12 protein-coding genes are annotated in these 20610 nt (G+C 68.6%); 5 read left to right on the plus strand and 7 right to left on the minus strand.

What is annotated here, in order from left to right:
* Window positions 1-904: 904 nt before the first annotated feature.
* On the plus strand, window positions 905-2863 hold the full coding sequence (locus ABTU92_RS17200; protein WP_408092750.1) for a M23 family metallopeptidase: 1959 nt from the start codon (window positions 905-907) through the stop codon (window positions 2861-2863).
* A 219-nt stretch (window positions 2864-3082) separates the two neighbouring features.
* Entirely contained in the window at window positions 3083-4480 is a 1398-nt protein-coding gene (locus tag ABTU92_RS17205) for a nucleobase:cation symporter-2 family protein (protein ID WP_408092752.1), read from the plus strand.
* Window positions 4481-4562: 82 nt separating this feature from the next.
* On the opposite strand, the gene ABTU92_RS17210 is transcribed toward ABTU92_RS17205, so the two are convergent.
* From ABTU92_RS17210 to clpB, 3 genes are all read right to left on the minus strand, one after another.
* Entirely contained in the window at window positions 4563-7505 is a 2943-nt protein-coding gene (locus ABTU92_RS17210; protein ID WP_408092754.1) for a PAN domain-containing protein, read from the minus strand.
* A gap of 58 nt (window positions 7506-7563) precedes the next feature.
* The gene (locus tag ABTU92_RS17215) at window positions 7564-7914 is read right to left on the minus strand and encodes a hypothetical protein (protein ID WP_408092756.1); all 351 of its coding nucleotides are present in this window, start codon (window positions 7912-7914) and stop codon (window positions 7564-7566) included.
* A gap of 328 nt (window positions 7915-8242) precedes the next feature.
* Window positions 8243-10840 (minus strand): ATP-dependent chaperone ClpB, encoded by a 2598-nt coding sequence (clpB, locus tag ABTU92_RS17220; protein WP_408092758.1) that lies wholly within the window; start codon window positions 10838-10840, stop codon window positions 8243-8245.
* Window positions 10841-11133: 293 nt separating this feature from the next.
* On the opposite strand from clpB, the gene ABTU92_RS17225 reads away from it, so the two are divergent.
* Complete coding sequence (locus tag ABTU92_RS17225) at window positions 11134-12225, plus strand: NAD(P)/FAD-dependent oxidoreductase (RefSeq protein WP_408092760.1); 1092 nt, start codon at window positions 11134-11136, stop codon at window positions 12223-12225.
* Window positions 12226-12343: 118 nt separating this feature from the next.
* Here the strand turns inward: ABTU92_RS17225 and ABTU92_RS17230 are convergent, their stop codons facing one another.
* On the minus strand, window positions 12344-13681 hold the full coding sequence (locus ABTU92_RS17230) for an SLC13 family permease (protein ID WP_408092762.1): 1338 nt from the start codon (window positions 13679-13681) through the stop codon (window positions 12344-12346).
* Between the two features lie 377 nt (window positions 13682-14058).
* Between ABTU92_RS17230 and ABTU92_RS17235 the strand changes: the two genes are divergently transcribed.
* Window positions 14059-15492 carry a patatin-like phospholipase family protein gene (locus tag ABTU92_RS17235; RefSeq protein ID WP_408092764.1) on the plus strand — a complete coding sequence of 478 codons (1434 nt, stop codon included), beginning with the start codon at window positions 14059-14061 and terminating at the stop codon, window positions 15490-15492.
* Between the two features lie 31 nt (window positions 15493-15523).
* The gene (locus tag ABTU92_RS17240; protein WP_408092766.1) at window positions 15524-15715 is read left to right on the plus strand and encodes a hypothetical protein; all 192 of its coding nucleotides are present in this window, start codon (window positions 15524-15526) and stop codon (window positions 15713-15715) included.
* Between the two features lie 131 nt (window positions 15716-15846).
* On the opposite strand, the gene polA is transcribed toward ABTU92_RS17240, so the two are convergent.
* The 3 genes from polA to ABTU92_RS17255 form a co-directional block, all read right to left on the minus strand.
* Window positions 15847-18882, minus strand: coding sequence for a DNA polymerase I (polA, locus tag ABTU92_RS17245; protein WP_408092768.1), 3036 nt, complete (start codon window positions 18880-18882; stop codon window positions 15847-15849).
* A 124-nt stretch (window positions 18883-19006) separates the two neighbouring features.
* Entirely contained in the window at window positions 19007-19393 is a 387-nt protein-coding gene (locus ABTU92_RS17250) for a DUF488 domain-containing protein (protein WP_408092770.1), read from the minus strand.
* A gap of 3 nt (window positions 19394-19396) precedes the next feature.
* Window positions 19397-20461, minus strand: coding sequence for an acyltransferase family protein (locus tag ABTU92_RS17255; protein ID WP_408092816.1), 1065 nt, complete (start codon window positions 20459-20461; stop codon window positions 19397-19399).
* Window positions 20462-20610: the final 149 nt, after the last annotated feature.

Below are 20610 nucleotides of genomic sequence, written 5' to 3' on the forward strand. Positions count from 1 at the left end.
AGGCGGCGGCGGCCCGTGAACTGGCGTTTTATGCTCCCCTGCCCCCGGGAAGTCAACACCGATTTCGCAGAATTTTCGTCCTCCGGTTTTACGCTGTTTTTTCAATGGGCTGGAGATAAGTCAGGAGCCCTGACCGAGCGGCGTCCGCGGGACGCCTGCGAGAAAAATCGATCACCGCGAGCCCGTTGAGCGGGCCACCGCGACGATGCAGGATCGCCTCCCGACCTGACGGCAGCAGGCCGATGACGTCAGTGGCGCGCCGGGCCCGACGGCCGCGGCGAGGCACTGCTATGGCGCGCCCAAGCCGCCTCCGGAAATACGAGGGCCAGAGTCCCGCTGGGCCCGAGGCTTTGCGGGGCCTCGTTCGGCGTCGCGTCCCGGCAAGTCCGCGCGCTCGGACGATAGGCCCGTGACCGCGCGAGCTCTCGACAGACGGGGAACGGTCCGGGCGCGGCGCTGGCGCGCCGTCGCGCGACGACGGAGCAACTCCCCGCAACCACCCCATCACCGGTCGAAGGCGACCACCCTGTCCGCCCGTCCCGCATCGCGAAGACGCCCGTCAGAGGTGGATGGTTAATCCGAACCGCCGAGCGGAAAACCATCAGACAGCCGAAAGTGTTGCGCCGGCGCCACGACGGCGGCCGCGCGTGCGTCGGCGCGGCGTCCGAGCCGCATTGCGGCCACAAAATTCGGGCCTCTGGTCACCTACGGGTAAGGGGTTCCATCCGGATTCGACGATCGCGCACCGCAAGACCGTCGCCAGAAGGTCGCCGCGGAGCGATCGATCGCAGGCTCGGCCGAGTCCGTGCAAGGCGGACAGCGGTCGGCTTCACCGCCGGGGGGCGGTGCGGAACCGGATGGTGAGCGGTCCGCCAGGGCGGCTCGACGAGGGGGATCGGGGCACGTGGATCAGGGTAGGCCGCGCGGGTCGTATCGGCCGGGATCGGGTCCCGCCGTCATCGATCTCGGCAACGAGCCGCCGCTTTCGGTCGACGGAGAGGTGGGCGAGCTCGACCGCCGCCGCATCTCGGTCCAATGGTTTTCCGGCACCATCCTCACCGGCCTGTGTGGCGCGGCCCTGATGGGCGGCGCCGTGTTCGCGGCGCTCGACGGCGAAGCGAACTTCGCGGCGAGCCCAGAGCGTTTCGAGGCCGGCCTGCGCGGCACGCTCGGCGGCCAGGGCGAGCGCGTCGGCCTGCGCAAGGGCGACCGGCTGCCGGCCGTCGCCGAATCCGTCGCCTCCCGCCAGCTCATCCGCGTCTCGACCACGGCCCGCCACGGCGACCGCGAGATGGTGCGGGTGCGGCCCTATGTACGGGTCGGCGCCAACCTGTCGCTGTCGCCGACCGAGCTCGCGGCGAGCGTCCCGCCCTTCAATCCGCAGAAGCTGATCGCCGAGCCGGGCGCCAGCGCCGCCAGCGAGGACGTGGCCAACGCCGCGCCGGACGCCGAGGTCTCCTACATCACGCGCGACCTCGCCGGCGTGCTGCCGCGCGCCCGCATCGCCGTGTCGCTGCCGCTCGAAGACGTGCTCGGTCGCGTGCGCGAGGCGGCCCACTGGACCGGCGCCGGCTCGGCCCGTTACGCCTCGGCCGATCTGCCCGGCGCGACCCGCCTCGCCTATGCGGTCGAGGGCGACATCGACCCCTATGCCGGCTTCGAGGCCCGCATCGTTCCCGAGAACATCACGCTGCTGCCGAAGACCGCGGCGCAGGCGACCGGCGGCCTCGCCGCCAACGAGCGCATCCTGCCGGTCAAGAAGGGCGACACGGTCGGCTCGCTGCTGAAGGAGCTCGGCGCCTCGCCGGACGACGTCAAGGCGATCGCCGTCCTGCTGGGGTCGCGCGGCCGCGACGGCGCCCTCAAGGAAGGCCAGAAGCTGCGCGTGCTGATGTCGCCGATGATCGGCGGCCGCGCCCAGCCGGCCCGCGTCGTGCTGATCGGCGAGACGACCACCGAGGCAGTGGTCGCCCTCTCCGACATGGGCAAGTACGTCTCCGTCGACGTCCAGAGCGCCATGACCCAGCAGGTCGCGGAGCCCGAGGAGGACGACGACGGCACCGGCATGCGGCTCTACCAGAGCCTCTACGAGACGGCGCTGCGCAACAACATCCCGCGCCCGGTGATCGAGGATCTGATCCGCATCTACTCCTACGACGTCGACTTCCAGCGCAAGGCGCAGGCGGGCGATTCGTTCGAGGTGGTCTACTCGGGCGAGGACGAGGCCGGCGGCCGGTCCGAGGTGCTGTTCGCGGGCCTCGTGGTCGGCGGCGAGACCAAGCGGTTCTACCGCTTCCAATCCAGCGACGACGGCGTCGTCGACTACTACGACGAGACCGGCAAGAGCGCGAAGAAGTTCCTGGTGCGCAAGCCGGTCGCCGCCGGCATCATGCGGTCGGGCTTCGGGTCGCGCCACCACCCGATCCTCGGCTACACCAAGATGCATACCGGCGTGGACTGGTCGGCCCCGATGGGCACGCCGATCTTCGCCTCCGGCAACGGCACGATCGAGAAGGTCGGCTGGGAGTCCGGCTACGGCAAGTACATCCGCATCCGTCACGCCAACGGCTACGAGACCGCCTACGGCCACATGACCGCCTATGCGCGCGGCATGGACGTCGGCACCCGGGTCCGCCAGGGTCAGGTGATCGGCTTCGTCGGCTCGACCGGCCTCTCCACCGGCGCGCATCTCCACTACGAGATCCTGGTCAACGGCCGCTTCGTCGACCCGATGCGGGTGCGCCTGCCGCGCGGCCGCGTTCTCGACGGTCCGGTGCTGGCGGGCTTCGAGCGCGAGCGCGACCGGATCAACGGCATGATGGGCCAGAGCCCCGCGCGCGTGGCGCAATCCAGCCGTCAGTGATCTCTCCGTAAATCCTCGGACGCAAATTTCTCCGAAACGTGATCACGTCGCGGGCGTTCTGCCGCGTCCTGCGGCAGTGCTTCTCCGGGTCCGCGCCGGTTCTCGGACCGCACGTCGTCGCTGCACCGCAGTGCAGTGCGGCGTCGTTTCCGTGCGCTCGCAAGTCCGGCCCACGCTCGACCACGGTGCCGGACCCGCCTGTCAACGAGGGGGAAAGCCTTGCAGCGCGCTATCGATCCCGTCGACGAAATCCTACCCGCACCACGACTGATCACGCTCGGCCTGCAGCACGTCCTGGTGATGTACGCGGGCGCCGTGGCGGTGCCGCTGATCATCGGCCGCGCCCTCAAGCTGCCGCCCGAGGACGTCGCCTTCCTGATCAGCGCCGACCTGTTCGCCTGCGGGCTCGCCACGCTGGTGCAGTGCATCGGCTTCCCCGGAGTCGGCATCCGGCTGCCCGTGATGATGGGCGTCACCTTCGCCTCGGTCGGCCCGATGCTGGCGATGGCGACGCAGCCCGACATCGGACTGCTGGGCATCTACGGATCCGTGATCGCGGCCGGCGTGTTCGGCATCGTGATCGCGCCGTTCATCAGCCGGCTCCTGCCGCTGTTCCCGCCGGTCGTCACCGGCACCATCATCATGATCATCGGCATCTCGCTGATGCGGGTCGGCATCAACTGGGCCGGCGGCGGGCTGCCCACCCTCACCCGCGTGGTCGACGGCGTGCCGGGCGCCTTCCCGAACCCGAACTACGGCCAGCTCCCGGGGCTCGGCATCGCCCTCTTCGTTCTGCTGGTCATCCTCGCGCTGATCAAATGGGGCAAGGGCTTCCTGTCCAACATCGCGGTGCTGCTCGGCATCGTCGCCGGCGCGGCGCTCGCCACGGCGCTCGGCGTGATGCATTTCGAGAAGGTGCTGTCGGCCCCGTGGGTCGGGCTGGTGCTGCCGTTCCACTTCGGCATGCCGCAGTTCCATCTCGTGCCGATCGCCACGATGTGCATCGTGATGATCGTCGTGATGATCGAGTCGCTCGGCATGTTCCTGGCGCTCGGCGAGATGACGGGCCGCCACGTCGACCGCAAGGCGCTCTCCCGTGGTCTGCGCGCCGACGGCGTCGGCACGCTGCTCGGCGGCATCTTCAACACGTTCCCCTACACGTCGTTCTCGCAGAATGTCGGCCTCGTCGGCGTCACCGGCGTGCGCTCGCGCTGGGTGACGGCGGCCGGCGGCGTGATCCTGCTGATGCTCGGCCTGCTGCCGAAGATGTCGGCGCTGGTCGAGGCGGTGCCGCTCGTCGTGCTCGGCGGCGCCGGCCTCGTGATGTTCGGCATGGTGGCGGCGACCGGCGCCCGCATCCTCACCGCGGTCGACTTCAAGGGCAACCGCTACAACCTGTTCATCGTCGCCCTGTCGGTCGGCTTCGGCATGATCCCGCTGGTGGCGCCGAACTTCTTCAAGGCGCTGCCGCACGCCCTGCACCCGCTGCTCGAGTCCGGCATCCTGCTCGCCGCCATCGTCTCGGTCGCGCTCAACGCCTTCTTCAACGGCGTCGGCTCGGCCGAGAAGGCCGAGCACGACGCTGCCGACGTGGCCGCGACGGCGGAGCACGTGTGAGGGACCTGCGGAAGACATTCGGGCTCACCGCCTTGCTTCAAGAGGTCGGTGGGCCCCTCGTCCTGGGCCTGCTTCGGCCGCTTCAGGAGCACGACCGTTGCGTCTTGATTCCGCTTTCCGCGTTTGGCTGCTTGGATGTCCGATCGTTCGGATTGCTGAACAACCGACAACGGCTTTCGGATGCCAAGAACGTATAGCCTGCGCAGGCGTCGTTGCCTTCGCAACTTTGTCTGCATGTGGCGGCGCTTTGGGAGAGCCCCGTCGCGATCTCGCTTCCTGACAGCGTGCTATTGCCGTAAGTACAGATGCGCAGTGCCGAACTCGATCTCTGCGGCTCGGCGACGTCGCGCTTGATCCCGACTTCTGACTGCGGGTCTCGACGGAACTCCGTCGTGCCGGACTTCAGGTAGCAGTCTCGATTCCATTTATCGAAGCTGTAAGCCCGGCACGCCGTGTTGGATCGACATGCTGCTTCGCAGGAATTCAGGTCGCTGTTGCGAAGACGCTCGATGTCACCACCGTAGATGTCGTGATTGCTGTAGAGTCGGAACCCGGCAGGCGGCATCTGGAGCGCCGCGATCTCGCGGCTGGCGTCCGGCTTGAAACGGCAGACGCGACAGGTCGCGGCATAGGCGCTCAACGCATCGAGGCGCCCGCGCGCACCGAGATAAGCCTGCTCGTCTTGTCGAATGTCCCTCAACAATGCGTCAGCCTCGACCCGAGCCGCGGCGAATCGGCAGGATTGAGAACAGCGTTGGAGCGCCGCTGGTTCGTACCCGATCAGCTTTGCTGCGCGAACCTCGTTCTCGACCGCCGCGAGAAGCGACGTCGCTTCGCCCAGGCGCATGCAGTCCTTGCCCCGGCACCCGTCGATGTAGGAACGGAGCTTGGTCGGATCTTCTCCGGCGGTCGAAAACGCCACTAGGTCTGCCTGCCGGGCCTGCTGCTCGGCTCGGATCTTGTCGAGGCGCCCCTTGGCATCCGTCGCGAAACCGCAGGTCTTGGTCTCGCAGTCCTTCACATAGGCGGCCAGCTTGACCGGATCGTTCCCCGCCGCCGCATATGCGGTGCGATCCACCTCCCGGGCCTGCTGCTCGGACCGGATCTTGTCGAGACGTCCCTTGGCGTCCACCGCAAAGCCACAGGCCTTGGTCTCGCAATCCTTCACATAGGCGGCCAGTTTGACCGGATCGTTCCCCGCCGCCGCATACGCGGCACGATCCACCTCCCGGGCCTGTTGCTCGGCGCGGATCTTGTCGAGACGCCCCTTGGCGTCCGCCGCAAAACCACAGGTCTTGGTCTCGCAGTCCTTCAAATAGGCGGCCAGCTTGACCGAATCGTTGCCGATGGCCACGTAAGCGAGACGGTCGGCCTCCCGGAGCCTTCCGTCCTCGTCGATCTGCCGAATACGTTCGGTGGCATCCGGAACAAACCAGCAAGCCTTGCCACGACAGCCGTTCACATACCCCAGAAGCTTCGCTCGATCGCTTCCCAGGCCGGCGAAGATCCGCTCGTCCTCCTCTCGCGGATAAAGCTCCGGGACTGCTGGTCCATCGTTCACGATGAGCGGAAAATAGACGAACGCTCCGACTAGTGCCGCCAGACCTCCTACTGGTGCGACCAGGCGCGACCTGATCAGCGACGCGAGGTAAGGCCGCCGGATGCACTGCACAGACCAACTTGCGGCTCTCCTGAATGCGCTTCGCCAACCGAGCTGTCCGCCGCGAGCGGTTCGAAGCTCGTCTATCTTCGATCTCGCAATTTCAGCTTGCGGCGCATCTTCGAACTCGTTCGTAAACCGCTCGAGTACGTTGATGTCAGTGGAACCGGCGAGTTGGATCCAGCTCAACTCTGCCAGACGTCGATAGGCCTCAGTGCCCTCGGGCATCTCCTGGAATTCGAGAACGAACTCGCGAAGCTGATCGATCATCGTCTCCCGCGCAGAACCTTTCGTCGGTTCGGCAGGGGACGTCCGGAGCACCGCCCAACGCAGCGCCGCAAGATGGCGACGGCATGAGGTCGCCTCGGCAAGCGCGGGATGCTCGCGCATGAACCGCTCCAACACGACGGGATCGGTTTGGGTGCGAGCGAGTTCCCTGACCTTGATGCGGGCCAGAGGCGCATAGGTGCCCGTCGGGAACTTGCGCAGGAAGGTGCCGATATCCGCTGGATCCCGGCTGTCGCGAATGTCCAGCCAATACACAAGTTCCTTGTCCGAGCTAGACTGCGCCGCCGGCGTCCGGTGGGCCTTGTTCTCGAAGAAGGGCACACCGGCAACGCCGCTGCCGTGATCGGCCGGACTGTAAATCTGAGGCACGGGAGCGTCCGACCCCAGACGGGCGCGGGTCGTCGTCTCGACGAAGTTCCGAACGTCGGACCACGACAGAGTCGGTTGCCCGCTGAGATCGGAAACTCCGTCGCGGAGGCAGTTCACGACGGCGCCGGTGAAGAGCGTCAGTTCATCCTCGTGCTTGGCGAGGGCAGGCTGCTCGCCTCCGGCGGCAGCCACGATCGCGGTGCCCATATGGGCGATACTGTCGGCGAACGCTCGCCGGAGAAGCGTCTCGGCGCCCGCCGCATCCATGTACTCGGACATCTGCTTGATGACTTCGCCCGAGTAGCACGCGTCCAGCACGAACACGAGCTGCTTGCGGATGGCGACCCGTTCCACATCGTGGATCAAACCCTGCACGCTTAGAAGCGTCGCGTTGCGGCGCTCTCGCTTGCTCTTGCGAAGAAAGACCCTGTATTCCTTGTCGCGGGGCGCATCACCGTGGCCGCAATAATAGACCACGATGCCATCGAGCGGCCGACTCGCGAAGTCGGCGATCCTGTCGATCGTCTCGTCGGGAGCGTAGGGTCGGTCGAAAAGATCGAGAATCTCCGGCTTGCGATCTGCCGCGACATTGTTACCGCGCAATGCCTTCAGAAACTCGCGGGCCGAGTACAAAAACCGTGGATTGTCCAGGTCAGGATGGAACTCGAACGTGCTCGCACCGAGAACGACAATTCCGAGCTTATCCATGCCCTAGCCCCGGATGTTAGGAGCGACGACAGACGTTCCTTTCAGGACCGTCGGAAGTTCAGTTCGTCGCGGAACCCACTTCGGAACGCGCCGAACGCGCCCCGTCCACCGTCTCGGGGGAAATCAACACCGTTTCTTCGCCGTTTCTGACCTTAACACTCGCTCCGTGCCGGTTGGCGAATTCGCGAATGCACAGAATCACGGTTGCGACAGCGGCGGAACCGTCGAGCACCGTGCTCACGGCGTCCACGGCGATCGTCACCACCGTCCCGATATCCATGTTTTCCGCTGAGATTCGCTGGACCGAGACTGCTGTGGACGGAAGGCCCGCCTTAAGAAGCGCCAGCTCGAGCTCCTGTGCCAGATAGCCTGCTTTGGCGCTGCTCATTCCGTCAAATGACAGCTCCATGGCCACCCCCGCGACAAGAGGCCTTAAAAAACGCTCCTGCCGAAACAATAGATTGAACCGATACCATCCCTCAATTGGATGGCGCGCGTTTAGCGATCACATTTTCGCGCGCAGGATGTGGCGGACCGGCGATTTGGTCGCACGAAGGCATCAGGCATACTGAAAGCGCGTGCATGCCTATCGTGGACCGGCGACCTCGCGGGGGTCACCGAACACGTGAGGAGGAGCCACGAGCCCCATTTCACGGACAAATGTAAAGAGGACGGCCGGGACGAATCCCCGGCCGTCTTTCATATCGGTTCGCGGAGCGACGCTCTTCCGCCGCCCGTCACGCCGCGCGTGCCACCGTCTCGCCGTTGAAGGCGAGGCCGGACTTGCCGGCCGTGACCGCGACGCTCTCCTCGTCCTTCACCTTGCCGGACAGGATGAGCTCGGCGAGCGGGTCCTGCACGGCCTTCTGGATGACGCGCTTGAGCGGGCGGGCGCCGTAGGCGGGATCCCAGCCCTTCTCGGCGAGCCAGTCTTTTGCGCGCGAATCCAGCGTCAGCGTGATCTTGCGCTCGTCGAGCAGCTTCTGCAGTCGACCGAGCTGGATCTCGACGATCCGGCCCATCTGTGCCCGTTCCAGCCGGTGGAACAGGATGATCTCGTCGATCCGGTTGAGGAACTCCGGCCGGAACGAGGCCTTCACCACCGCCATCACCTGCTCCTTGACGGCGTCGGTGTCCTCGCCTTCCGGCTGGTCGACCATGAACTGCGAGCCGAGATTCGACGTCATCACGATCAGCGTGTTGCGGAAGTCGACAGTGCGGCCCTGGCCGTCGGTCAGGCGGCCGTCGTCGAGCACCTGCAAGAGCACGTTGAAGACGTCCGGGTGGGCCTTCTCGATCTCGTCGAACAGGATCACCTGGTACGGTCGCCGCCGCACCGCCTCGGTCAGCGCCCCGCCCTCCTCGTAGCCGACATAGCCGGGCGGCGCGCCGATCAGCCGGGCGACCGAGTGCTTCTCCATGTACTCGGACATGTCGATGCGCACCATCGCCTGCTCGTCGTCGAACAGGAACTCGGCGAGCGCCTTGGTCAGCTCGGTCTTGCCGACGCCGGTGGGGCCGAGGAACATGAACGAGCCGATCGGCCGGTTCGGATCCTGGAGCCCCGCGCGGGCGCGCCGCACCGCGGTCGAGACCGCCTTGACGGCCTCGGCCTGGCCGACGACGCGCCGGCCGATCGCCTCCTCCATCTTGAGGAGCTTCTCCTTCTCGCCCTCCAGCATCCTGTCGACCGGCACGCCGGTCCAGCGCGACACCACCTGGGCGACGTGATCGGCCGTCACGGCCTCCTCGACCATGGCGCCCTTGCCCTCGGCGGCCTCGGCGTCGACGAGCTTCCGCTCGATCTCCGGGATGCGGCCATAGGCGAGCTCGCCCGCCTTCTGATACTCGCCGCGGCGTTGCGCGTTGGCGAGCTCCACGCGGAGCTGATCGAGCTCGGTCTTCAGCTTCTGGGCGTCGGAGAGCCGCTCCTTCTCGGACTTCCAACGGGTCGTCAGATCGGCCGACTGCTTCTCCAGCGCGGCGAGCTCCGCCTCCAGCCCGCCGAGGCGGGCACGCGAGCCGGGGTCGTGCTCCTTCTTGAGCGCCTCCTGCTCGATCTTCAGCCGGATGATCTCGCGGTCGATCGTGTCGAGCTCCTCGGGCTTGGAGTCGACCTGCATCTTCAACCGCGCCGCCGCCTCGTCGACCAGGTCAATCGCCTTGTCGGGCAGGAAGCGGTCGGTGATGTAGCGGTTCGACAGCGTCGCGGCCGCGACGATCGCCGCGTCGGTGATGCGCACGCCGTGATGCGCCTCGTACTTCTCCTTGAGTCCGCGCAGGATCGAGATGGTGTCCGGCACGGTCGGCTCGGAGACGAAGACCGGCTGGAAGCGCCGCGCCAGCGCCGCGTCCTTCTCGACGTGCTTCTTGTACTCGTCGAGCGTGGTCGCGCCGATGCAGTGCAGCTCGCCGCGGGCGAGCGCCGGCTTCAGGAGGTTCGAGGCGTCCATGGCGCCTTCCGACTTGCCGGCGCCGACCAGCGTGTGCATCTCGTCGATGAACAGCACGATGCCGCCGTCCGACGACGTCACCTCCTGCAGCACGGCCTTCAGCCGCTCCTCGAACTCGCCGCGATACTTCGCCCCGGCGATCAGGGCGCCCATGTCGAGCGCCAGCAGCTTCTTGTCGTTCAGGCTCTCCGGCACGTCGCCGTTGACGATGCGCTGCGCCAAGCCCTCGACGATGGCGGTCTTGCCGACGCCGGGCTCGCCGATCAGCACGGGGTTGTTCTTGGTCCGGCGCGAGAGCACCTGGATGGTGCGGCGGATCTCCTCGTCGCGGCCGATGACCGGATCGATCTTGCCGTCACGCGCCGCCTGGGTGAGGTCGCGGGCGTACTTCTTCAGGGCGTCGTAGGCGTTCTCGGCCGAGCTGGAATCCGCCGTGCGGCCCTTGCGCAGGCTCTCGATGGCGGCGTTGAGGTTTTGCGGCGTCACTCCGGCGGCGGCGAGCGCCCGCCCCGCCTCCGAATCCTTCTCGATCGCCAGCGCGAGCAGCAGCCGCTCGGCCGTGACGTAGCTGTCGCCGGCCTTCTCGGCCGCCTTCTCGGCGATGTCGAACACCCGGGCGAGCGCCGGGTCGATGTAGAGCTGGCCGGCGCCCGAGCCGGCGACCTTCGGCCGCTTCTTGAGCGCGGTCTCCACCGCCTGGGCGACCTGGCGGGCGTTGCCGCCGGCGCGCTGGATCAGCCCGGAGGCGAGCCCCTCGGGGTCGTCGACCAGCACCTTGAGCATGTGCTCGGGGGCGAACTGCTGGTGCCCTTCGCGGAGCGCAAGCGATTGGGCGGACTGGACGAATCCCCGCGACCGGTCGGTGTACTTGTCGAAATTCATGAACGTCTCCCTCGGCCTGGCCGGCCCGCCCCGAAGGCGCGAAGCGACCATCGTCGAGGCGCGCGCGCCTCGGGTTGTCTCGGCACGGCCCGTCACGGCACCGCACCCGTCGGGAGAAATGTGGTAATGCCCCGCCGCTCGCGGAAGGGGGCGAACAGGACCGTAGTCCCCATTTTGCTGCGGGGATGGACGCACGGCAGCCGGCCGGCGGCGGCCGTTGCCCCGCCCGCAGCCGGGTGTTAGCCGACGGGCGAGCCCGGTCGGGGACCGACGGGCGACGCCCGGGAGGGGACATGCAGGTTCTGGTGGTCGGGGCCGGGGTGGTCGGGCTCGCCGTGGCGCGGGCGGCGGCGCAGGCCGGGCACGACGTGATCGTCGCGGAGGCCGCCGGCGCGATCGGCACCGGCACGTCGTCGCGCAACAGCGAGGTGATCCACGCCGGCATCTACTATCCGCCCGGCTCGGTGCGGGCCTTCCACTGCGTCCGCGGCCGCCGGATGCTCTATGCCTATGCGGAGACGCACGGGGTGCGGCACCGCAAGTGCGGCAAGCTTCTGGTCGCGGTGCGCGACGCCGAGCGCGCCAAGATCGAGATGCTGTGCGCCCAGGCGACCGCGAACGGGGTCGAGGGCATGACCATGCTCTCCGCCGCCGAGGCAATGGCACTGGAGCCGGCGCTGACCTGCGTCGCCGCCGCGTTGTCGCCGGAGACCGGCATCGTCGACAGCCACGGCCTGATGCTGGCCCTGCAAGGCGACCTGGAGGATGCCGGCGGCGTGGTCGCCTTCATGACACCGGTCACGGGCCTGACGCCGGGCCCGGCCGGCTGGGAGGTCCGCTACGGCGGGACCGAGCCCGGCAGCCTGACCGTGGACGCCGTGGTCAACGCCGCCGGCCTCGGCGCCCAGGCGCTGGCGCGCGCGATCGAGGGCTACCCGGCCGCGCGGGTGCCGCGCCTCGTGCTCGCCAAGGGCAACTATTTCCAGTATGCGGGCCGGCCGGTCTTCAGCCGGCTGATCTACCCGGCCCCGGTCGAGGGCGGGCTCGGCACCCATGTGACGCTCGACCTCGCCGGCCGGATGCGGTTCGGCCCGGATGTCGAGTGGATCGCGACCGAGAGCTACGATGTCGACCCGGCCCGCGCGGAAAAGTTCTACGCCAGCATCCGGACCTACTTCCCGGCCCTGCCGGACGGCGCGCTGACGCCCGACTATTGCGGCATCCGCCCGAAGCTCACCGGCCCCGGCGAGCCGGCGGCCGACTTCCTCGTCGAAGGGCCGGCCGAGCACGGCCTGGCGGGTCTCGTGAACCTGTTCGGGATCGAGTCGCCCGGCCTGACGAGCTGCCTGTCGCTCGCCGATGACGTGGTGGCGCGGCTGGCGTGAGGGCCGTCATTCCGGGGCGCGGGCCTTCGGCCCGCGAACCCGGAATCCAGCGGCATGCACCGGACTCGGGGCTGGATTCCGGGTTCGCGGCTTCGCCGCGCCCCGGAATGACCCACCGTCAGAAATACCGCAGCCAGACATAGACGTGGGCGATGGCGATCGACACCAGCATCATCGGGAAGCCGTAGAGCGTGTAGGTGACGAAGCGGAACGGGACGCCGTTGCGCTCGCTCAAGCCCGCGACGATCAGGTTCGCCGAGGCGCCGATCATGGTGCCGTTGCCGCCCAGGCAGGCGCCGAGCGCCAGGCACCACCACAGTGGCTGGATCGCGTCGGGGCCGCCGAAGGCCGGCGCCATCGACTTGATCAGCGGGATCATGGTGGCGACGAACGGGATGTTGTCGACGATCGCCGACAGCACGGCGGACGCCCACAGGATGGCGTAGCCGGCGACCGCGAGGTCGCCCCCGGTGGCGTCGACCAGCTTCTGGGCGAGCAGGTTCAGGAGCCCCCCGACCTCGACGCCGTGGACGACGATGAACAGGCCGACGAAAAAGAAGATGGTGATCCACTCGACGTCGCCGAAGGTCTTGTGGACGTTCTCGGACTGGTGCTCCGCGTGGTGCTGCCAGTTGTCGAGCAGCATCAGCAGCGCGGCGCCGCCGATCGCGATGGTGGCGGGCTCGAGATGCAGCGGACGCGCCAGCACGAAGCCGACGATGACGAGGCCGAGCACCGCGAGTGCCTGCTTCAGCAGCACCGGATCCTCGATCGCGGCGCGCTCGTCCATGCCCATCACCAGCGCCTGCCGCTCCGGGATCGACTTGAGGTAGCGCCCCCACAGGAGATGGATCATGCCGAGCTGCGCCGCCATGACGACCACCACGATCGGGGCCAGATGGATCAGGAAGGCATTGAAGTCGAGGCCGGCGAGCGAGCCGATCAGGATGTTGGGCGGATCGCCGATCAGGGTCGCGGTGCCGCCGATGTTGGAGGCGAACACCTCGGCGAACAGGTACGGATAGGGCGGCACATCGAGCTCGCGCACGATCGCGATGGTCACCGGCACGACCAGCAGCACGGTCGTCACGTTGTCGAGCGCGGCCGAGAGGACCGCCGTGGTGATCTGCAGCAGGATCAGGATCCCGGCCGGGTTGGCCTTGGCCTTCTTGGCGGCCCAGATCGCCAGATACTGGAACATGCCGGAGCGGCGCGAGATCGACACCAGGATCATCATCCCGGTGAGCAGCCCGATGGTGTTCCAGTCGACGCCCTTGAGGGCCTCGTGCTGGTCGAGCACGCCGATCAGGATCATCACGGCGGCGCCGAGCAGCGCCACGATGGCCCGGTTCAGCTTGTCCCAGATGATCACCGCATAGGTGATCGCGAGAATGACGGTCGAGACCGCCATCGGGTCGAGCCCGAAATACACGTTCGGAACGAAGCCGTGGTCCATCACACTTCCCCTGCGCGGCCCGAGCTTCGCTCTGTCGATCTGCCGCGCGACACGCCGGCACGGTTCCCGGAACGCGCCGGTCCCGTCAAGCGAACAACCCCGTATCGTCTTCTGCAGCCGGCGCATTGCGCCTGTGCAGCATGGCTCGGCGTCGTCTCCGGCGCGCCGCGATGCGAAAGCGCCGGCACCTGTTGCTGCCGGCGGTCGCGGCCCTCGGGCACGACAACCGGACGCCGGCTCGCCCGAGGCGGCAGGATGGCGCCGCGACCGGCCGGCCGGTAAAGCCCCCGTAACCACGACGGTGCCATATTGCACCGCTTTGTAGCGGCCGGGTTTTCGAGCGAGATCAGGCGGGCCGGCCGGGGAGTATCGCGTCGATGGGGTGGCGTCTGGGTCTTTCGATCGCGCTGGTGGGCGCCAGCCTGGCCGGCTGCGCCCATGTCCAGAACCTGCCCGCCAACGTGCCGACCGCGACGCCGCTGCGCGAGACCCTCGACTCCCTCACCGACATGCCCGACGACGACGTGATGATCGGGCTCGCCTTCTCGGGCGGCGGCACCCGCGCGGCCGCCTTCTCGTTCGGCGTGCTGAAGGAGCTCGCCCGCACCGACATCCCGGGCGGCCGCGGGCGGAGCCTGATCGACCGGGTCGACATCGTCACCGGCGTGTCGGGCGGCTCGGTGACGGCCGCCTATTTCGGCCTGCGCCGGCGCGACGCGCTCCAGGATTTCCGCGAGCGCTTCCTGATCCAGGACGCCGAGGCGGCCCTCAACACGGCCGTGTCGTTCGGCAACATCGCCCGCGCCTTCGGGGGTGGCGTCAACGGCGACGCGCCGTTCCGCCGCTGGCTCGACGCCAACCTGTTCGACGGCGCGACCTTCGGGGCGCTGCTGACGCATCGCCGCCCCCAGGTGGTGATCAACGCCAGCGACCTCTACAACCGCACGCCCTTCGTCTTCACGCCGTCGACCTTCGCGGCGCTGTGCAGCGATCTCGCCCGCTATCCGCTCTCCTCCGCCGTGGCGGCGTCGGCGGCCGTCCCGCTCGCCTTCGCGCCCGTGGTGCTGGAGACCTTCCCGGGCAAGTGCGACGCCCCGCTCCCGGCCTGGATGGCGCGCGCCCGCGACGACCCGGCGGCGAGCCCGATGATGAAGGCGGTCGCCCGCGGCATGACCCGCTATCGCGACGGCTCGATGCGCTACGTCAAGCTGGTCGACGGCGGCGTCGTCGACAATTTCGGCCTGTCGAGCTTCACGGTCGCCCGCGAGGCGGCGAACACGCCCTACGGCCCGCTCACCGCCGCGCACGCCGCCCGCATCCGCCGCATCCTGTTCATCGTCGTCGATTCCGAGCAGGTGACGGAAGGCACCTGGGCCCAGACGCTCGACGGCCCGACCGGCGTCGAGCTGATCGCCGCCTCCACCAATGCGGCGCTCGCCTCCAGCGTGTGGTCGAGCTACAGCGCCTTCCAGCTCAGCCTGCAGGACTGGCGCGGTCAGCTGATCCGCTGGCGCTGCGGGCTCTCGATGGCCGAGGTGCAGCGGCTGCGCGGCACCACGGCGGGCTGGAACTGCCGCGACCTCGACGGCTTCATCGGCCGGGTCGCCTTCGACAAGCTCGATCCCGCCCGCGCCGCCGCCCTCAATGCCGTGCCGACCCGCTTCCGCCTGCCGGTCGACCAGGTCGACGCCCTGATCGCCGCCGGCGGCGACGCGCTCGCCCAGCACCCGGCCTATCGCTCGTTCCTGAGAAGCCTGCGCGCCACGCCCCGGACCGTGGCGGCGGCGGAGCCGGTGCCGCAGGGACAGTGAGCGGGCGCTGGAGACCCGACTGGAGGCTGCGATGACCAGGATCGGAGATCTTCACGAGCGGTGGATGAAGGATCTGACCTATCGCCAGGAGTACGAGGCGCTGGAGGAGGAGTTCGCGCTGGCGGCCGCGGTCGCGAAGGCGCGCAAGCGATCGGGGCTGAGCCAGTCGGAGCTGGCGCGTTCACCTCTCCCCAGCGGGGAGAGGTCGGATCTCGCGCAATAGCGCGAGATCCGGGTGAGGGGGTGCCGAGGTCTCCAATTGGCGCCCTAACCCCTCACCCCGACGCGCAACGCGCGTCGACCCTCTCCCTTTGGGAGAGGGTGAGGGAGCGAGCCGACCGGCCGAAGAGAGTGTCAATGCGCCTCGTCCCAGTTGTCGGCGGCGCGGGCGTCGACGTGGAGGGGCACCGAGAGGGCGACGGCCGGCATGGCGGCCTGCTCCATCACGCGCTTCACGACTGGAAGGGTCGCCTCCACCTCGGACTCGGGCACCTCGAACACCAGCTCGTCGTGGACCTGGAGCAGCATGCGGGCGGAGAGCCTGCTCGCCGCCAGCGCATCGTCCATGCGCGCCATGGCGCGGCGGATGATGTCGGCCGCCGTGCCCTGCAGGCGGGCGTTGATGGCCGCGCGCTCGTTGAAGGCGCGCAGCGACGGGTTCGACGCGCCGATGTCCGGGTAGTGGCACTTCCGCCCGAACAGCGTCGTGACATAGCCGTGCGTGCGGCAGAACAGCTTGGTCGCCTCCATGTAGTCGCGGATGCCCGGGAACTTCTCGAAGTACCGCTTGATGTAGGCGCCGGCCTCCTCGCGCGGGATGCCGAGCTGATTGGCGAGCCCGAAGGCCGAGATGCCGTAGATGATGCCGAAATTGATCGCCTTGGCGCGGCGCCGCACCTCGCCCGGCATGCCGGCGACCGGCACGCCGAACATCTCCGACGCCGTCATGGCGTGAATGTCGAGCCCGTCCTGGAAGGCTGTCTTCAGCGCCGCGATGTCGGCGATCTCGGCCAGCAGCCGCAGCTCGATCTGGGAATAATCGGCGGAGACGAGCTTGGTCCCCGGCTGCGCGACGAAGGCGCGCCGGATCTTGCGCCCCTCCTCGGTGCGCACCGGGATGTTCTGAAGATTCGGATCCGCCGACGACAGGCGCCCCGTCGTCGTCGCGGCGAGCGCGAAAGTCGTGTGGACGCGCCGCGTCTCCGGATTGACGAAGGTCGGCAGCAGATCCGTGTAGGTCGATTTCAGCTTCGTCAGCTGCCGCCACTCGAGCAGCTTCACCGGCAGCGTGTGCCCCTGCTCGGCGAGCTCGTCCAGCACATTGGCCGACGTGGACCAGGCGCCGGTCTTGGTCTTCTTTCCGCCGGGCAGTGCGAACTTGCCGAACAGGATGTCGCCGAGCTGCTTGGGGCTGCCGAGATTGAACGGCTCGCCGGCCAGCTCCTGCACCTCGGCTTCGAGCGCCGCCGCCTTCTGCGCAAGTTCTCCGGACAATCGCGAGAGCATCTCGCGGTCGATGGCGATGCCGCGCCGCTCCATGCGCATCAGCACCGGCACCAATGGGCGTTCGAGGGTCTCGTAGACCGTCGTCATCCGTTCGGCGACGAGCCGCGCGCGAAACAGCCGCCACAGCCGCAGCGCCATGTCGGACTGCTCGGCGCAATACGGGCAGGCGCGCGCGATCTCGACCTGCTCGAACGGCACCTGCGCCTTGCCCTTGCCGGCGATGTCGATCAGCGCCAGCGCGTCGTGGCCGAAATGGCGACGCGCCAGATCGGCGAGCCCGTGCGGGCCGAGGCCGGCGTCGAGCACGTAGGACATGAGCTGGATGTCGTCGATCGCCACCGCCGTGATGCCGTGGCGGGCGAGCGCGTGCAGGTCGGCCTTCAAGTCGTGCCCGATTTTCAGAACCCCCGGGCTCTCCAGCATCGGCTTCAAGAGCGCCAGCGCATCGTCGAGCCGGATCTGATCAGGAACGAGCCCACCGCCGGCGAGGAGATCGTCGCCGCGGCGGTGACCCAAGGGCACGTAGGCGGCGCGTCCGGGCGCGAGCGCGATGGAAAAGCCGACCAGATCGGCCCGCATGGGATCGTGCGACGTCACCGTGAGATCGAGCGCGACGAAACCCTGGTCGACCGCCTCCAGCACCCAGTCCCTCAGGGCGGCGAGATCGTGAAGAGTGCGGTAGCCGGCGCGGTCGAGCTTCTGGGTCGAAAGCTCCGCCTTGCGGGCCGCGACGAGCTGGTCGGGCGACACCACGACGTCGCCGCCGCCGTTCGTCCGCACCGCCGGCTTCGGCCGCGTGTCGCCGAGATCGAAGCCGAGCTGGCCGGAGGCGCCGGCGCGGCGCGGCTCGCCGGCCGCGGGCTCCGACGGCCCGGAGGCCGCGTCCGCAGCCGTTCCCGAACTCGGCGCCGCGCGCAGCGCAGGATCGGCGTCGACGTCGTTGGGATCGATCGCCAGCGCCTCGGCGACGCGCCGGGTGAGCGTGGAGAACTCCATCGCCTTGAGGAAGGCGATCAGCTTCTTCGCGTCACGCCCGTCGAGCAGCAGGTCGTCGAGCGGACAGACGAGGTCGACGTGATCGTCGAGCAGCACGAGCTGCCGCGACAGCCGTGCCGTCTCGGCGTTGTCGAGGATGGTTTGCCGGCGCTTCTCCTGCTTGATCTCGCTCGCGCGGGCCAGCAGCGTATCGAGATCGCCGTACTCGCCGATGAGCTGCGCCGCGGTCTTCACGCCGATTCCGGGCACGCCCGGCACGTTGTCGGTCGGGTCGCCGATCAGCGCCTGCACGTCCGGCACCTTCTCGGGCGGCACGCCGAACTTGGCGATCACCTCGTCGCGGCCGATGCGGCGCTCGTTGCCGGGCATCGGGTCGTACATCACGACGCCGTCGCGCACGAGCTGCATCAGATCCTTGTCGCCGGCCACGATGGTCACGTCGGCGCCGGCCTCGCGGGCGACGCGCGCATAGGTGGCGATCAGGTCGTCGGCCTCGAATCCTTCCTGCTCGATCGGGATCAGGCCGAAGGCCCGCACTGCGTCGCGCATCAGCGGGAACTGCGGGATCAGCTCGTCCGGCGGCTCGGGGCGGTGGCCCTTGTAGTCGGCATAGAGGTCGTTGCGGAAGGTCTTGCCGGAGTGGTCAAACACCGCGGCGAGGTGGGTCGGGCTCACGCCATCGAGCCCCTCGCGAAGGATCTTCCACATCATGTTGCAGAAGGCCATCACGCCGCCGATCGGCAGGCCGTCGGAGCGGGTGAAGGAGCGGCCCCGGCTCTGCGCCGCCTTGAACATGGCGAAGTAGGCGCGGAACACGAAGGACGACCCGTCGATCAGGAAGACGTGGTCGCCCTTGCGCAGCGGGCGGGCGAGCGGTTCGGCGGACATTCTCGGCTCGGGTTCGGGATTCGGGATCGAGGATCGAGGATCGAGCGGTCGAGGACCGCCGTCGCGGACCCGAACTATACACTCCCGCAGCCCAATGCCAGCCCGCCGCCGGGGCGGACGAAGCTCAATCCAGAACAGCGCCGCGGGCGACCAGGAGCTCGCGCAGGATCGCGCGATGGCAGCGGGTCTCGTCCTCGCAGTAGCAGCCGATCGACAGGTTCGAGGCGTGCGACAGGGTCGCGAGGAGGTCGAGGAGATGGCGCGCTGCCGGCTCGCCCATCTCGGCCCGGAAGGCGCGCGCGAACGCCTTCCAGCCGGCCTCCGTCGCCGCGGCATGGGCCTTCGCGACCAGCTCGGCGCTCGGCGACAGCTCCGGCAGCCAGGTGTCGAACCAGTCGTCGGTGGCCCAACGCTCCTTGCGGACGCCGCGCGGCGGCCGACGCACCGTGCCGATTCGGGTGCCTTCGCGCGGCAGCCGGGGTGTCCCGAGGCGAACGATCCGCAGGGCCATGGCCTACTCGGCCGGCTGCAGCCGGGCCTCGGCCGGCCGCTTGCGGGGCGCGACATGGGCCCAGTCGGGCCGGGTGAAGAGAAAATCGAGCCGGGTGCCGCGCACCGCCCACCACATCGCCAGCGCGCCGAGGATGCCGGCGGCCGTCACGATCAGCGACATCAGCCCGACGCTGTCGATCACGCCGGTCTTGAGCAGCACGATGCGGGTCGCCGCCATGGGAAGGAAGAAGGCGAGGTAGACGACGATCGAGTGCTCGCCGCAGTACCGGATCGGATCGAACACGCGGCTGCGCACCAAAAGCGTCGCCAGCACGATGATGGCGCAGGCGCCGGCGAGACCGAGCGCGAGCGAGACGATGGGCCACTCGGAGAACCCGCCGAACACCAGCGCGCCGTTGACGAGCGCCCACGCGGCGAGCCCGCCGACGGAGAGCCACGGCCGCGCCGCGGCCGCCTCGGCCAGCGCGAACACCCGCGGGGCGAGCAGGAAGCCGGTGTAGAAGTAGACGAAGCGGGCCGCGAACTCGTCCGGCACCATCCAGCCGGTGTGGATCGGGGCGGTCTCCAGCGCGGCCGCGACCAGCCACACGGCGAGCGGCGGGATGCGCAGCTGCCGGGCGAGCTTGGTCGCCACGAAGAACACCGGCAGCAGATAGATGAACCACAGCGTGCCGAACGGATCGATCAGCGCCAGCGCCCAGTCGCCCGGCACACCCCACCAGCTGCCGTGCTCGGCGGCCAGCACGGGCGACTTCACGACCAGCTGGATGGTCATCCACAGCAGATAGAAATAGGCGAAGTGGACGACCTTGCGGTCCGTGTAGAGGCGCCAGTCGCGGTCGATCACGCGCGCCAGGAACAGGCCGGAGATCAGGAAGAAGTCCGGCATCCGGAACGGCTTGGCGAAGGCGACGACGGCGTGCATGAAGCCCTCGCGGCCGACCGCCTGCTCGACCCCGAAGGTCGAGTGCAAGAGCACCACCATGAGGATGCAGAGGCCCTTGGCGGTGTCGACCCAGTCGACCCGGCAAGGGGCGCCCATCGGGGCGGCCATCGGGGCGGCCATCGCAGCGGCGGTCGCGGGAGTGGCGGTCACGGGGGTTGCCATCGTCCGTCCTTGCCTGTTTCTGGCGTCCTCGCCTCGCTCCCGGGTCCGGCACCAGCCGGTTCGGGTCGGGATGGTCGCGCCCTCCTAAAAAGGGCAAGAACCGCACT

The sequence above is a fragment of the Rhodoplanes sp. SY1 genome (genome assembly GCF_046000175.1).
In the GTDB taxonomy this organism is placed as follows: Bacteria; Pseudomonadota; Alphaproteobacteria; order Rhizobiales; family Xanthobacteraceae; genus Rhodoplanes.

Coding starts and splice junctions, on each gene's coding strand:
- ABTU92_RS17210 (WP_408092754.1), bottom strand. CDS start 7,505: ATGGATAAGCTCGGAATTGTCGTTCTCGGTGCGAGCACGTTCGAGTTC.
- ABTU92_RS17215 (WP_408092756.1), bottom strand. CDS start 7,914: ATGGAGCTGTCATTTGACGGAATGAGCAGCGCCAAAGCAGGCTATCTG.
- clpB (WP_408092758.1), bottom strand. CDS start 10,840: ATGAATTTCGACAAGTACACCGACCGGTCGCGGGGATTCGTCCAGTCC.
- ABTU92_RS17225 (WP_408092760.1), top strand. CDS start 11,134: ATGCAGGTTCTGGTGGTCGGGGCCGGGGTGGTCGGGCTCGCCGTGGCG.
- ABTU92_RS17230 (WP_408092762.1), bottom strand. CDS start 13,681: ATGGACCACGGCTTCGTTCCGAACGTGTATTTCGGGCTCGACCCGATG.
- ABTU92_RS17235 (WP_408092764.1), top strand. CDS start 14,059: ATGGGGTGGCGTCTGGGTCTTTCGATCGCGCTGGTGGGCGCCAGCCTG.
- ABTU92_RS17240 (WP_408092766.1), top strand. CDS start 15,524: ATGACCAGGATCGGAGATCTTCACGAGCGGTGGATGAAGGATCTGACC.
- polA (WP_408092768.1), bottom strand. CDS start 18,882: ATGTCCGCCGAACCGCTCGCCCGCCCGCTGCGCAAGGGCGACCACGTC.
- ABTU92_RS17250 (WP_408092770.1), bottom strand. CDS start 19,393: ATGGCCCTGCGGATCGTTCGCCTCGGGACACCCCGGCTGCCGCGCGAA.
- ABTU92_RS17255 (WP_408092816.1), bottom strand. CDS start 20,461: ATGGCCGCCCCGATGGCCGCCCCGATGGGCGCCCCTTGCCGGGTCGAC.